Genomic DNA, 13,433 nt, shown 5'->3' with positions numbered 1-13,433 from the left:
CTTCCCCTACAGGCCGGCGTGGGCGGCGATGGCGGTGGCGATGGCGATGGCCAGGTGCGACGGGTTGCGCTTGATCGAGTACTGGGTCAGCTCCGGATGGCTCTCGACGAAACTGGTGTTGAACTCGGCGCTGCGGAACTCGGGATTGCGCAGGATTTCCTGGTAGTACGGCGCGGTGGTCCGCACACCCTGCACGCGCATGTCATCGAGGGCGCGCAGGCCGCGGTCCAGGGCTTCTTCCCAGGTCAGTGCCCAGACGATCAGCTTCAGGCACATGGAGTCGTAGTACGGCGGAATGGTGTAGCCGGTGTAGATCGCGGTGTCGGTACGCACACCGGGACCGCCGGGAGCGTAGTAACGGGTGATCTTGCCGAAGGACGGCAGGAAGTTGTTCTTCGGGTCCTCGGCGTTGATACGGAACTGCAGGGCGAAGCCACGATGGATGATGTCGTCCTGCTTGACAGACAGTTCCAGCCCGGAGGCGACGCGGATCTGCTCGCGGACGATGTCGATACCGGTGATTTCCTCGGTGATGGTGTGTTCCACCTGCACGCGGGTGTTCATCTCCATGAAGTACACCTCGCCCTCGGCGAGCAGGAACTCCACGGTACCGGCGTTCTCGTAGCCCACGGCCTTGGCCGCACGCACTGCGAGGTCGCCGATGTAGGCACGCTGCTCGGGAGTGAGCTGCGGGCTCGGGGCGATTTCGATGAGCTTCTGGTTGCGACGCTGGATCGAGCAGTCGCGCTCGAACAGGTGCACGGTGTTGCCGAAGGAGTCGGCGAGGATCTGCGCTTCGATGTGCTTGGGATTGACGATGCACTTCTCGAGGAAGACTTCCGCCGAACCGAAGGCCTTGGTGGCTTCGGAAATCACCCGCGGGTAGGCCTGTTCCAGTTCCTCGCGGCTGTTGCAGCGACGAATGCCGCGACCGCCACCACCGGAGGTGGCCTTCAGCATCACCGGGTAGCCAATGCGCTCGGCTTCACGCAGCGCTTCGGCGAGGTCGGCGACGTTGCCTTCGGTGCCGGGGGTGACCGGCACGCCAGCCTTGATCATGCTGCGGCGGGCTTCGGTCTTGTCACCCATGCGACGGATCACTTCGGCGCTCGGGCCGATGAACTTGATCCCGCGCTCGGCGCAGATGTCCGCCAGCTCGGCGTTTTCAGAGAGGAAACCGTAGCCCGGGTGCAGGGCGTCGCAGCCGGTCTCGACCGCCAGGTTCACCAGTTTGCGCGGGTTCAGGTACCCGGCCAGCGGGTCGTCACCAATGCTGTGGGCTTCGTCGGCACGCTTCACGTGCAGGGCGTGCCGGTCGGCATCAGAGTAGATGGCCACCGAGCGGATGCCCATCTCGGCGCAAGCGCGCACGATGCGGACGGCAATCTCACCGCGGTTGGCGATCAGGATTTTCTTGATCACGAGTTGTCCCTCGACCAAGTGAACAGGCGAACGGCTGGGCCGGTCGTTGGATGACCGCAGGTCGTGTAGCGGTCGCGTCATTACCCTACGCCGCAGATGGGAATAACCCCAATCAATAATTATTGGGGTATCCATTAGGTTGAGCTTATAGTCAGCAACCCTGCCCATCCCTCGAGGCCAAAATCGATGCGCAAGACCCTGCTGCGTATGACGCTGCGCCAGCTCCAGGTATTCCGTGCGGTGTTCGAAAGCCGCTCCTACAGCCGGGCGGCCGAGGAGATGGCGCTGACCCAGCCGGCCGTCAGCCTGCAGATCCGCCAGCTCGAGGAGTTGGTGGGCCAGCCGCTGTTCGAGTACGTCGGCAAGAAGCTCTACGTGACCGATGCTGCAGAGGCGTTGATGCGCGCCAGCAGCGATATCTTCCAGCGCCTGGCCAGTCTCGACATGCAGCTGTCGGACCTGCAGGGCTCACTGCAGGGCCAGCTCAACCTGGCAGTGGAATCGAGCGCCAAGTACTTCGCGCCGCACCTGTTCGCGGCCTTCCGCGAGCAGCATCCGGACGTCAGCCTGCACCTGGTGGTGACTAATCGCGCGCAGGTGATCAAACGTCTCTCGGACAACCGTGACGACCTGGTGATCATGTCCCTGGTGCCCCAGGACATGGCCCTGGAGTTCCTCCCCTTCCTGAACAACCCGATAGTCGCGGTGGCGCCGCCCAGCCACCCGCTGTCCAACGTCGCGAAACTGACCCTGAAGGACCTGGAGCCCTACACGCTGCTGGTCCGCGAGGCCGGCTCGGGCACCCGCAAGGCCTGCGAGGAGTACTTCCAGCAGAAGCGCGCGCACTTCGCGCAGACCATGGAAGTGGCCTCGCTGGATGCGCAGAAGGAATGCGTGGTGGCCGATCTTGGCATCGCCCTGATCCCGCGCCATGCGGTGAGCCTGGAGCTGGCGACCGGGTTGCTGCGGGAGCTGCCAGTGGAGGAACTGCCACTGTATCGCAGCTGGTGCGCAGTGCATGCCAAGGGCAAGCGGCTATCGCCGGTCGCCCAGGCGTTTCTGGCCTTTATCCGCGAAGAACGCGCACAGATCAGCGCACTTTCGCACCGCTTTTCCGGCGCACTGCCTTTGACGACAACAGGTAATTAGCGGCGATCAGTTCGGGGTAGGGGTAGTCCGAACACTCCATCTGCAGGCGACGCTGTTCGGCGCGGTCTTCAATCGCGCGGCGATACTGCATACGCCGCTGGTCCTCCAGTTTGCGCCGGGTCTTGCTGTCCAGATGGGCTGAATCATCGTGAACGCGTTGCATGGCATCTCTCCCTGGGTGGGTTAGGAAGCAGGCTGACAGGCGCAGGATCGTCCGCGCCTGTGACGCTTTCACGAAGGCTCGGTGAATCTGTGGTGAAACGAAGGTTTCAGGCTATCGGCGCGATAGCTGGACAGACCGTCACCGCGCGACTTTGCTCAGCAATTACGGGGCGACGCCGCTGGAGGACGCCATGAGCAATGCCGTCGAATTCTTCCAACGCTTTCCGATCCAACGGGTGCGCGCCAGCATTCTCGATGACGTACTGGCCAGCGAACGCCAACGACTGGTGCTGCTCTACCTGTGGCAGGACGACTGCCCTCTCTGCGACGTGGCCAAGCACGACTTGCTGCGCATCCAGGAGCGCTGCCAGTGGCCCCAGGTGCGCTGGTTGCATGACGAAGTGGACGAAGACCCGGCGCTGGCACTGCGCTTCGGGTTGCACGGGGTGCCCACGTTCATAGCCCTCTACCACGGTCGACCGTTGGGGCGGATTACCAGTTGGCCAGGCAGTGGGCCATTCATCGAAGCGATAGAGCGGTTGCTGGTGAGGCAGGGGCTGGCCTGATCGTCTGCGCGCCGGAAGCCGACGTCTCGCTCGATCAGGCGCCGACTCAGTCCTCGGCGCTCTTCACCGACTTGGGTGAGAGGCGCAGGCTGCGCAGACTGCGCTTCACGCTCTTGAGGTGGTTGACCAGGGTCGGACCACGGGCCATGGCGACGCCCATGGCCAACACGTCGATCACCACCAGGTGGGCGATGCGCGAGGTCAGCGGGGTGTAGATCTCGGTGTCTTCCTGCACGTCGATGGCGAGGTTTACCGTGGCCAGGTCGGCCAGCGGGGTCTGGCTCGGGCACAGGGTGATGAGGGTGGCGCCAGCTTCACGCACCAGGTTGGCGGTGATCAGCAGGTCCTTGGAACGGCCCGACTGGGAAATGCAGATGGCCACATCCGAAGGCTTCAGGGTGACCGCCGACATCGCCTGCATGTGCGGGTCGGAATAGGCCGCCGCGGTCAGCAGCAGGCGGAAGAACTTGTGTTGGGCGTCGGCCGCCACCGCGCCGGATGCGCCGAAACCGTAGAACTCCACGCGCTGGGCCTGGGCACAGGCGCCAATGGCACGCTGCAGCGCTTCCGGGTCGAGCTTCTCACGGACTTCTATCAGGGTGTGCAGGGTGGTGTCGAAGATCTTCAGGCTGAAGTCCGCGACCGAGTCGTCCTCGTGGATCGCGAACTGGCCGAAGCTGGCACCGGCGGCCAGGCTCTGCGCCAGTTTCAGCTTGAGGTCCTGGAAGCCACCGCAACCGATGGCGCGGCAGAAGCGCACGATGGTTGGCTCACTGACCCCGACGCCCTGGGCCAGGTCGGCCATGGAGCTGTGCATGACCGCAGCGGGATCGAGCAGGACGTGGTCGGCGACTTTCAGTTCCGACTTGCGTAGCAGATGACGCGACTGGGCGATATGTTGCAGCAGGTTCACAGGGCAGGCTCTGTCTGGAATGGGGGTTTCGCCGCTTTCTTCAGTCATGCAACGACGCGCGACTCGGTTATGATCGGCGGAATCAGGCTGTAGTGGCCTTGTAGTTATACTACATGAACCGCTTTTCCGCCCAGTTGAACCACTATTTCTCCGCGTGCAAGGAAGGGAGAGCGCATCCTTGACCAGCTCCTGCGACATGCTCGTCTTCGGCGGCACCGGCGATCTCGCCCTACACAAGCTGCTTCCGGCCCTCTATCACCTGCATCGCGAAGGGCGCCTGCATCCGCAGATGCGGATCCTCGCCCTGGCCCGCAACACCCTCGATCGTGACGGCTACCGCGCCCTCGCCGAGCGCCGCTGCCGGGCCCAGGTGGCTCGCGCGGACTTTACCGCCGAGGGCTGGAGCAGCTTTGCCGAGCGCTTGGACTACTTCGCCATGGACGTTTCCCAGAGCGCCGATTTCGGTCGCCTGGCCCGCTACCTCGGGCCCGACCCCGGCTGTGGGCGGGTCTACTACCTGGCCACCGCGCCCGACCTGTTCGAAGATATCGCCGCGCACCTGTCGATTGCCCGGCTGGCCACCCCGAAGTCACGCATCGTGCTGGAAAAGCCGATCGGCCATTCGCTGGAGTCGGCCCAGGCGATCAATGCCGCCATCGGCAAGGTGTTCGATGAATCCCAGGTGTTCCGCATCGACCACTACCTGGGCAAGGAAACCGTGCAGAACCTCATGGCGCTGCGCTTCGCCAACGGCCTGTTCGAGCCGATCTGGCGTGCCGGGCACGTCGACCATGTACAGATCAGCGTCTGCGAGACGCTCGGCGTGGAGAACCGCGGTGCCTACTACGACCGCTCCGGGGCCATGCGCGACATGGTGCAGAACCACCTGCTGCAGCTGCTCTGCCTGGTGGCCATGGAAGCTCCAGTACGCTTCGACGCCGAGGCTGTGCGCAACGAGAAGGTGAAAATCCTCGAAGCACTGAAACCCATCTCTGGGCAGGACGTACGCGACAAGACCGTGCGCGGCCAGTACAGCGCCGGGAAGATCGGTGGCCAGGAAGTGCCGGCCTACTACTTCGAGAAGAACGTCGACAACGACAGTGACACCGAGACCTTCGTCGCCGTGCAGGTGGAGATCGACAACTGGCGATGGGCCGGCGTGCCCTTCTACCTGCGCACCGGCAAGCGCCTGGCGCGCAAATACTCGGAAATCGTCATCCAGTTCAAGCCGGTGCCTCACCGCCTGTTCGCCGATGGCGAGGCCAATCGCCTGCTGATCCGCCTGCAGCCGGAGGAACGCATCAGTCTGCAACTGATGGCCAAGACGCCGGGAAAAGGCATGAACCTGGAACCGGTGGAGCTGGACCTGAACCTGGCCAAGGCCTTCAGCCACCAGCGCCGCTGGGACGCCTACGAGCGCCTGCTGCTGGACGTGATCGAAGGTGATTCGACGCTGTTCATGCGCCGCGACGAAGTCGAAGCCGCCTGGCGCTGGATCAACCCGATCCTCGAAGGCTGGCACGAGTACTACCAGAGCCCGCGCCCCTACCCTGCAGGTTCCACCGGACCGGAACAGGCCCACAGCCTGCTGGAGTTGCACCAGCGCGCCTGGCACGACTGAACGCGACCTTCCATAAGGTGCGTGCGCGGTGCGCACCGGAGATTCCCGTGCAAGCTCTCCGGTGCGCACAGCGCACCCTACCGAAAACGACCTCCGCCCTCGCAAGCGCGACACCTGGCGTTACCCATTGCTCCAGAGCAATAAAGCCCTCTCGCCCTATCCCTAGAATCGCGCGTCTTTTGCCCTCCTCCGCGAGCCGCGCCATGCACCGTCCCGAACTGCTTTCCCCCGCCGGTACCCTCAAGGCCATGCGCTTCGCCTTCGCCTACGGCGCCGACGCCGTCTACGCCGGCCAGCCGCGCTATAGCCTGCGGGTACGCAACAACGAGTTCGACCACGCCAACCTGGCTCTTGGCATCACCGAAGCACATGCCGCCGGCAAGCGTTTCTACGTGGTGGTGAACATCGCCCCGCACAACGCCAAGCTGCGCACTTTCCTCAAGGACCTGGAGCCGGTCATCGCCATGGGGCCAGATGCGCTGATCATGTCCGATCCCGGCCTGATCATGCTGGTGCGCGAGCACTTCCCGCAGATGCCCATCCACCTCTCGGTGCAGGCCAACGCGGTGAACTGGGCCAGTGTGAAATTCTGGCAGCAGCAGGGGCTCAGCCGGGTGATCCTGTCGCGGGAGCTGTCCCTGGAGGAAATCGGCGAAATCCGCCAGCAGGTGCCGGGCATGGAGCTGGAAGTCTTTGTCCACGGCGCCTTGTGCATGGCTTATTCCGGCCGCTGCCTGCTGTCGGGCTACCTCAATCACCGCGATCCCAACCAGGGCACCTGCACTAACGCCTGCCGATGGCAGTACGGCGCCAAGCCCGCGCAGGAGGATGAGCTGGGCCAACTGGTGCCAACGCTTGGTTGCGGCGCGCCGAGCGAGCAGTTGGTCCTGCTGGAAGAGGCCAACCGTCCAGGCGAGCTGATGTCCGCCTGGGAAGACGAGCACGGCACCTACATCATGAACTCCAAGGATCTGCGCGCCGTGCACCACGTGGAGCGGTTGCTGCAGCTGGGCGTGCATTCGCTGAAAATCGAGGGCCGCACCAAATCGCACTTCTATGTGGCGCGCACCGCCCAGGCCTACCGCAAGGCCATCGACGACGCCTGTGCCGGGCGCCCCTTCGACCGCACCCTGATGGACGACCTCGAATCACTGGCCAACCGCGGCTACACCGAAGGCTTCCTGCGCCGCCACGTGCATGACGAGTACCAGAACTATGAGCACGGCTACTCCCTTGCCGAGCGCCAGCAGTTCGTCGGGGAGCTGACCGGGGTGGTGCGTCACGGGCTCGCGGAAGTGCGCGTGAAGAATCATTTCGCAGTAGGCGACCGCCTGCAACTCATGACGCCGCGAGGCAATGTGGATTTCAAGCTGGAAGCCCTGGAAAACCGCTTCGGCGAGCGCAAGACAGTGGCCCCAGGCGACGGCCACACCCTTTACCTGCCGCTGCCGGAAGACCTGCCACTGGAAAATGCGCTGCTGATGCGCTGGTTCAGCACCGGCAACAGCCGCACCGCTGCAAGCGCCTGAGGCCGGATGGGGGACGCCGCGCGCACCGCTGCGGACCGCGTCAGTGCCAGAGCGCCGTTGCCTGCTCCCTGAGCAGCCGCACGAACTGAGGCACTTCCACCGGCGGGCTGATCAGGTAGCCCTGGATCTCGTCGCAACGCTGGCTGCGCAGGAAGTTCAGCTGTTCCTGGGTTTCCACGCCCTCGGCCACCACCTTCAGCTCCAGGCTGTGGGCCATGGCGATGATTGCGCGGGTGATGGCCGCATCCTCGCTGCCGGCGGAGAGGTCGCGAATGAAGGTCTGGTCGATCTTCACGTAGTCCACCGGGAAGCGCTTGAGATAACTCAGGGATGAATAGCCGGTGCCGAAATCGTCGATGGCCAGTTTTACGCCGAGCTGCCGTAGCTGGTGGAAGGTGGCGATGACGTTCTCGACGTTTTCCAGCAGGTGGCTCTCGGTCAGCTCCAACTCCAGCAGGCGGGCCTGCAGGCCAGTTTCCTCCAGCACCTGGCGCACCAGGCTGACGAGGTTGCCCTGGCGCAGCTGGTGCATCGACAGGTTTACCGAAACGCGGATGTCGGCCAGCCCCTGTCGCTGCCACTCACGGGCCTGCTGGCAGGCCTGGCGCAATACGAACTCTCCGATGGGCGCGATCAGCCCGGTCTCCTCGGCCAGGCCGATGAAGTCCCCCGGTGGGATCAGCCCCTGCTGCGGATGACGCCAGCGCACCAGCGCCTCGGCGGCATTCAGACTGTTGTCGGCCAGGCCCAGCTTGGGCTGGTAGAAGACTTCCAGCTGGCCTTCCTCGATGGCCTTGCGCAGCTGGTTCTCCAGTTGCAGGCGCTCCAGGGTGCAGGCCTGGAGGTTGTCGGTGAAGAACTGGAAGGTGTTGCCGCCCAGGTGTTTGGCATGTTGCATGGCCATGTTGGCCTGGCTGATCAGGGCGGAAATGTCGCGGGCGTTGTCCGGTAGCAGGCTGATGCCCAGCGAACCGCTGATGACCAGCTCGTGGCCCCCCACGGTAATCGGCATGCGCAGCTTGCCGAGTAGGCGACTGGCCTGGCGCGCCAGGCTGGAAAGGCTGCCATAGGCGTCGAGGATCACCGCGAATTCGTCACCAGACAGGCGCGCGATGGTGTCGGCTTCCGGCACCGCCTGGGTCAGCCGACGGCTGACCTGACGCAGCAGCTGGTCGGCCACTTCATGGCCGAGGCTGTCGTTGAGCACCTTGAAGCGATCCAGGTCGATGTGCAACAAGGCCAGGCTGCGACCACTCTGCCGCGCGCGCTGGCTGGCCTCGTGCAGGCGGTCCTTGAACAGGGTGCGGTTGGCCAACCCGGTGAGTTCGTCGTAGTTGGACAGGTAGCGCAGGCGCTCCTCGGCCTCCCGCCGGGAGGTGAGATCGGCGAAGAAGCCGACGATGTGGCTGACGTTGCCCCGCGAGTCGCGCACCACGTTGAGCTGCAGCCATTGCGGATAGAGTTCACCGCTCTTGCGCGTGTCCATCAGCTCGCCCTGCCAGCTGCCGCTTTGCTCCAGCTCTTCGCGGATCAGGTAGTAGCGGCGGCGGGCTTCGCGGTTGCCGATGAGGGTTGCGACGCTGCGCCCGATCACTTCGTCCTGGCGATAGCCGGTGACCTGGCTGAAAGCTTCATTGGTCTGGATCACCCGATAGTCGGGATCAAGGATGACGATGCCCTCGCTGGCAGCCTCGAACACCGTGGCCGCCAGGCGCTGTTCCTCGTCCTGGTGCTTGCGCGCGGTGATGTCGCGGCGGGTGCCCAGCATGCGCAGCACCTTGCCGGTTCCATCGCGCTCCACCACGCGGCCGCGGTCTTCCACCCAGACCCAGTGGCCATCGTTGTGGCGCACCCGGTAGTCGATGGCGTAACCATCCGTTCGGCCCTTCATATGCTCCACCAGGGTCCGGCGTAGCAGCGGCAGGTCGTCCGGGTGCAGGCGCGGCTTCAGGTCGCTCAGCACGCGGGTCACGTCCTCCGCGTCGATGCCGAAGATGGCCTTTAGCTGCGTGTGATGAACTTCGTCGGTCTCCAGGTTCCAGTCCCACAGGCCGAGTTCGCTGGCTTCCAGGGCCAGGGCCAGGCGTGCCTCGCTCTTGACCAGAGCATGGCTGGCATCGGCCAGTTCCAGCGTACGCTGGGCCACGCGCATCTCCAGCTCACCGTGGGCACGGCGCAGTTCGCGCTCGGCACGGCGGCGCTGCTCCACTTCACGAGCCAACTCGCCGTTGAGGCCCTCGGCGCGGGCCTTGGCTTCTTCGAGATGGCAGATCAATGCCTGGTTCTGGAACCGCTGCAGGAGGCTGCGCTGCACCAGCCGGTTGATCTGCCAGGCCACCACCATGAGCGACGCGGCAAGTATCACGCCCAGCACGCCCCAGCCGCGCAGCAGGGGGGTATCCCCCAGCAGCAGCCAGGCAATGGAAGGCAGCAGACAAGGCAGGGCGAAGGTAAGGAAAGCCGAGAGACTCACCGCATAGGCGACGCTGGCGGAGAGTATCGCGGCGGCGATCAGCCCGTAGACCAGCGCCTGGGTCAGGAATGCATCCGGCGGCACCAGCGCCACGGCGGCGAAAGCCAGGGTCAGCCCGGAAGCGCCGGCCCCCAGCAGAAAGGCGTGGCGCCAGCGCGGGCAGGCCTGTTTCGACGGCAGTGTCTTGTTGAAGGCGGCCACCTGGGTCAGGCGCAGGACGGCCAGCAGGACGAGCCAGACCAGCCAGCCGCCAAGCAGCAGGCCGTTGCCGGTCCCCCAGAGCAGGTAGGCGCAGGCGAGGCCGTTGAGCAGCATGAACAGGGTCGGGACCTGTGAGCCCTGATAAAGGAGGCGCGTTCGCTCGGCCGCAATGTCGGTCGCGAACTGCTGGCGGATCTCACGGCTGTCGACCAGGAAAGACGCCTGGTCTGCGGGCATTGAATTGGCGGTCATAGGCGCTTTTTTTGTAGTGGTCTGCCTAAGCGAGCCCGGAGCTTACCCGAGCGGTGAGTCGCTGCAATAGCTTTATGTGCGAGGTTCCGGATGAGCGTCCCCCAACTTTCGGAGGGTCTCGGCCGCACGGATCGGCGACCATCCGGCTGACCATCCGGTCATCGGTTTGCCCTCCCCCAGCCGCGCCAATAGAATGCCGCGATGCATGATGATCTCTCCCTCCTCCTGAACTCCCTCAACGACGCTCAACGCCAGGCCGTAGCGGCCTCGCTGGGGCGTCAACTGGTGCTTGCCGGCGCCGGTTCCGGCAAGACTCGCGTGCTGGTGCACCGCATCGCCTGGCTGATCCAGGTGGAGCAGGCCTCGCCGCACTCGATCCTGTCGGTGACCTTCACCAACAAGGCCGCGGCCGAAATGCGCCAGCGCATCGAGCAACTGCTGGGGATCAACCCGGCAGGCATGTGGGTCGGCACCTTCCACGGTCTGGCGCACCGCCTGTTGCGCGCCCACTGGCAGGAAGCGGGCCTGACCGAGAACTTCCAGATCCTCGATAGCGACGACCAGCAGCGGTTGGTCAAGCGGGTGATTCGCGACCTCGGCCTCGACGAGCAGCGCTGGCCGGCACGTCAGGCACAGTGGTTCATCAACGGACAGAAGGACGAGGGCATCCGTCCGCAGCACATCCAGGCCGGCGGCGACCTGTTCCTCGGCACCATGCTGAAGATCTACGAAGCCTACGAAGCCGCCTGTGCGCGCACCGGGGTAATCGACTTCTCCGAACTACTGCTGCGCGCCCTTGACCTCTGGCGCGACCGTCCGAGCCTGCTGGAGCACTACCAGCGACGCTTCCGCCATGTGCTGGTGGACGAATTCCAGGACACCAACGCCGTGCAGTACGCCTGGCTTCGCCTGCTTGCCAAGGGTGGCCAGAGCCTGATGGTGGTGGGCGACGACGACCAGTCGATCTATGGCTGGCGCGGTGCGCGGATCGAGAACATCCAGCAGTTCTCCAGCGACTTCCCGGATACCGAGGTGATTCGCCTGGAGCAGAATTACCGCTCCACCGCAGGCATCCTCAAGGCCGCCAACGCCCTCATCGCCAACAATCAAGGGCGCCTGGGCAAGGAGCTCTGGACCGAGGGCGAAGACGGCGAACCCATTGGCCTGTATGCCGCGTTCAACGAGCACGACGAAGCCCGCTACGTGGTGGAGAGCATCGAGAGCGCCTTGAAAGACGGCATGGCCCGCAGCGAAATCGCCATCCTCTATCGCTCCAACGCCCAGTCGCGGGTGCTGGAAGAGGCCCTCCTGCGGGAGAAGATTCCCTACCGCATCTATGGCGGCCAGCGCTTCTTCGAGCGCGCCGAGATCAAGAACGCCATGGCTTACCTGCGCCTGCTCGACGGTCGTGGCAATGATGCGGCGCTGGAGCGGGTAATCAACGTGCCGCCACGCGGTATCGGTGAGAAAACCGTGGAGAGCATCCGCGAGTTCTCCCGCGTCAACGAAGTCTCGATGTGGGAAGCGATGCGCCTGATGATCGCCAACAAGGCCCTGGCCGGTCGCGCCTCCAGCGCCCTGGCGGCCTTCATGGAGCTGATCGAGAACCTGACCGCGAAGTGCCTGGAGATGCCCCTGCACCTGATGACCCAGACGGTCATCGAGCAGAGTGGCCTGGTGGCGTACCACAAGGACGAGAAGGGCGAGAAGGGCCAGGCCCGGGTGGAAAACCTGGAAGAGCTGGTCAGCGCCGCCCGCGCCTTCGAGAACGAAGAGCCCGAGGACGACCTCACGCCGCTGCAGGCCTTCCTCAGCCACGCCTCGCTGGAGGCCGGGGAAACCCAGGCCGACGCTTTCGAGGACAGCGTACAGCTGATGACCCTGCACAGCGCCAAGGGTCTGGAGTTCCCCCTGGTATTCCTGGTGGGCATGGAAGAAGGCCTGTTCCCGCACAAGATGAGCATGGAAGACCCGACCCGCCTGGAAGAAGAGCGCCGTCTGGCCTATGTCGGCGTCACCCGTGCCATGCAGCGCCTGGTCCTGACCTACGCCGAAACCCGCAGGCTCTACGGCAGCGAGACCTACAACAAGGTCTCGCGCTTCGTCCGCGAAGTGCCGCCGCAGCTGATTCGTGAAGTGCGCCTGAACAACAGCATCAGCCGTCCCATGGGGAGCGGTAGCCGCCACGGCTCCATCTTCGACGGTGCCGCCGTGCCGGAAACGCCCTTCTCCCTGGGCCAGCGAGTGCAGCATGCGTTGTTCGGCGAGGGCACCATCCTCAACTTCGAAGGCGCCGGCGCCCAGGCCCGGGTGCAGGTGAAGTTCGAGAGCGAAGGCAGCAAGTGGCTGATGCTGGCGTACGCCAAGCTGCAGCCGCTCTGACCGGGACGCTCTCCCGCCGCCTGTTCTGTTGGAGCGAATTCATTCGCGAATGAATTCGCTCCAACTGGTTTTGAAGCTCCACGGACTCTCCGCCCGTCCGATGCCTCTGCCGCCGCCGCGCGCTTGGCCATACTGAGTGGCGGAGGAACGTCCATGCCCCGCTCACCCAGCGCCCAGCAGATTCTCGATTGCGCCCTGAACCTGGCCGATACCAGTGGTTGGGAACGGTTGCACCTGTTCGAGGTAGCCAATGAACTCGGCGTCAGCCTCGACGCCATCGCCAAGCATTATCGACAGAAGGATGACCTGGTAGAGGCCTGGTTCGACCGCGCCGACCTGGCTCTGCTGGAGCGCAGCAAAGGCGGCGACCTGGCGGCCCTGGGCGCGGAGAGGCGCCTGGAGGAACTGCTGATGGCCTGGCTTGGCGCGCTGGCGCCGCACCGCGCGGTTACCGCGCAGATGCTGCTCTACAAGCTCGAGCCCGGGCATATCCACCTGCAAGTGCTGGGACTGTTACGCGTCAGCCGTACCGTGCAGTGGTGGCGCGAGGCGGCGCAGCGGGAAACCCTGCACCTGTGCCGCATCGCCGAGGAAAGCCTGCTCACCGGAGCCTACCTGCGCACCTTCGTCCACTGGCTGCGCCATCCGCTGGAAGACGAAGCAGATTTGCGCGCCCTGCTACGCCGTCAGTTGCGCTGCGGCCCACTGGTGTTCCTACTGCGCAGATGAACGGCATGCCCGGAAAAGGCCGACAGAGCTGTAC

The 13,433-nt window shown here is 64.6% G+C and carries 10 protein-coding genes; 6 read left to right on the top strand and 4 right to left on the bottom strand.

Annotated features, from left to right (window positions below; genetic code table 11):
• Positions 1-6: 6 nt before the first annotated feature.
• On the bottom strand, positions 7-1,422 hold the full coding sequence (locus tag D6Z43_RS20420) for an acetyl-CoA carboxylase biotin carboxylase subunit (protein WP_120653882.1): 1,416 nt from the start codon (positions 1,420-1,422) through the stop codon (positions 7-9).
• 201 nt (positions 1,423-1,623) lie between these two features.
• Between D6Z43_RS20420 and D6Z43_RS20415 the strand changes: the two genes are divergently transcribed.
• The gene (locus D6Z43_RS20415; RefSeq protein WP_162945907.1) at positions 1,624-2,571 is read left to right on the top strand and encodes a LysR family transcriptional regulator; all 948 of its coding nucleotides are present in this window, start codon (positions 1,624-1,626) and stop codon (positions 2,569-2,571) included.
• On the opposite strand, the gene D6Z43_RS20410 is transcribed toward D6Z43_RS20415, so the two are convergent.
• Complete coding sequence (locus D6Z43_RS20410; RefSeq protein WP_120653880.1) at positions 2,513-2,734, bottom strand: PA3496 family putative envelope integrity protein; 222 nt, start codon at positions 2,732-2,734, stop codon at positions 2,513-2,515. The genes D6Z43_RS20415 and D6Z43_RS20410 overlap by 59 nt on opposite strands.
• A gap of 190 nt (positions 2,735-2,924) precedes the next feature.
• On the opposite strand from D6Z43_RS20410, the gene D6Z43_RS20405 reads away from it, so the two are divergent.
• Complete coding sequence (locus tag D6Z43_RS20405; protein WP_120653879.1) at positions 2,925-3,299, top strand: co-chaperone YbbN; 375 nt, start codon at positions 2,925-2,927, stop codon at positions 3,297-3,299.
• A gap of 46 nt (positions 3,300-3,345) precedes the next feature.
• Here D6Z43_RS20405 and hexR read toward each other — a convergent pair whose 3' ends face one another.
• On the bottom strand, positions 3,346-4,212 hold the full coding sequence (gene hexR, locus D6Z43_RS20400) for a transcriptional regulator HexR (protein ID WP_120653878.1): 867 nt from the start codon (positions 4,210-4,212) through the stop codon (positions 3,346-3,348).
• Between the two features lie 196 nt (positions 4,213-4,408).
• Between hexR and zwf the strand changes: the two genes are divergently transcribed.
• Positions 4,409-5,833 (top strand): glucose-6-phosphate dehydrogenase, encoded by a 1,425-nt coding sequence (gene zwf, locus D6Z43_RS20395; RefSeq protein ID WP_218569251.1) that lies wholly within the window; start codon positions 4,409-4,411, stop codon positions 5,831-5,833.
• Between the two features lie 203 nt (positions 5,834-6,036).
• Entirely contained in the window at positions 6,037-7,362 is a 1,326-nt protein-coding gene (yegQ, locus tag D6Z43_RS20390) for a tRNA 5-hydroxyuridine modification protein YegQ (protein WP_120653876.1), read from the top strand.
• 40 nt (positions 7,363-7,402) lie between these two features.
• Here the strand turns inward: yegQ and D6Z43_RS20385 are convergent, their stop codons facing one another.
• Positions 7,403-10,273 carry a bifunctional diguanylate cyclase/phosphodiesterase gene (locus D6Z43_RS20385; protein WP_120655321.1) on the bottom strand — a complete coding sequence of 957 codons (2,871 nt, stop codon included), beginning with the start codon at positions 10,271-10,273 and terminating at the stop codon, positions 7,403-7,405.
• Between the two features lie 216 nt (positions 10,274-10,489).
• On the opposite strand from D6Z43_RS20385, the gene uvrD reads away from it, so the two are divergent.
• Both uvrD and D6Z43_RS20375 read left to right on the top strand, forming a co-directional pair.
• Positions 10,490-12,670: a DNA helicase II gene (gene uvrD / locus D6Z43_RS20380; protein WP_120653875.1), complete on the top strand. Its 2,181-nt coding sequence runs from the start codon at positions 10,490-10,492 to the stop codon at positions 12,668-12,670.
• A 153-nt stretch (positions 12,671-12,823) separates the two neighbouring features.
• Positions 12,824-13,399 (top strand): TetR/AcrR family transcriptional regulator, encoded by a 576-nt coding sequence (locus tag D6Z43_RS20375; RefSeq protein ID WP_120653874.1) that lies wholly within the window; start codon positions 12,824-12,826, stop codon positions 13,397-13,399.
• Positions 13,400-13,433 lie beyond the last annotated feature (34 nt).

The organism is Pseudomonas sp. DY-1, from assembly GCF_003626975.1.
GTDB lineage: Bacteria > Pseudomonadota > Gammaproteobacteria > Pseudomonadales > Pseudomonadaceae > Metapseudomonas.
The sequence above is the reverse complement of the archived record's forward strand: the minus strand, read 5'-3'. Positions and strand labels throughout refer to the sequence as shown.

Excerpts from the sequence above, each read along its gene's own strand:
- yegQ (WP_120653876.1), top strand. The coding sequence starts at position 6,037 with ATGCACCGTCCCGAACTGCTTTCCCCCGCCGGTACCCTCAAGGCCATG.
- D6Z43_RS20385 (WP_120655321.1), bottom strand. The coding sequence starts at position 10,273 with ATGCCCGCAGACCAGGCGTCTTTCCTGGTCGACAGCCGTGAGATCCGC.
- D6Z43_RS20375 (WP_120653874.1), top strand. The coding sequence starts at position 12,824 with ATGCCCCGCTCACCCAGCGCCCAGCAGATTCTCGATTGCGCCCTGAAC.
- zwf (WP_218569251.1), top strand. The coding sequence starts at position 4,409 with ATGCTCGTCTTCGGCGGCACCGGCGATCTCGCCCTACACAAGCTGCTT.
- D6Z43_RS20405 (WP_120653879.1), top strand. The coding sequence starts at position 2,925 with ATGAGCAATGCCGTCGAATTCTTCCAACGCTTTCCGATCCAACGGGTG.
- D6Z43_RS20410 (WP_120653880.1), bottom strand. The coding sequence starts at position 2,734 with ATGCAACGCGTTCACGATGATTCAGCCCATCTGGACAGCAAGACCCGG.
- uvrD (WP_120653875.1), top strand. The coding sequence starts at position 10,490 with ATGCATGATGATCTCTCCCTCCTCCTGAACTCCCTCAACGACGCTCAA.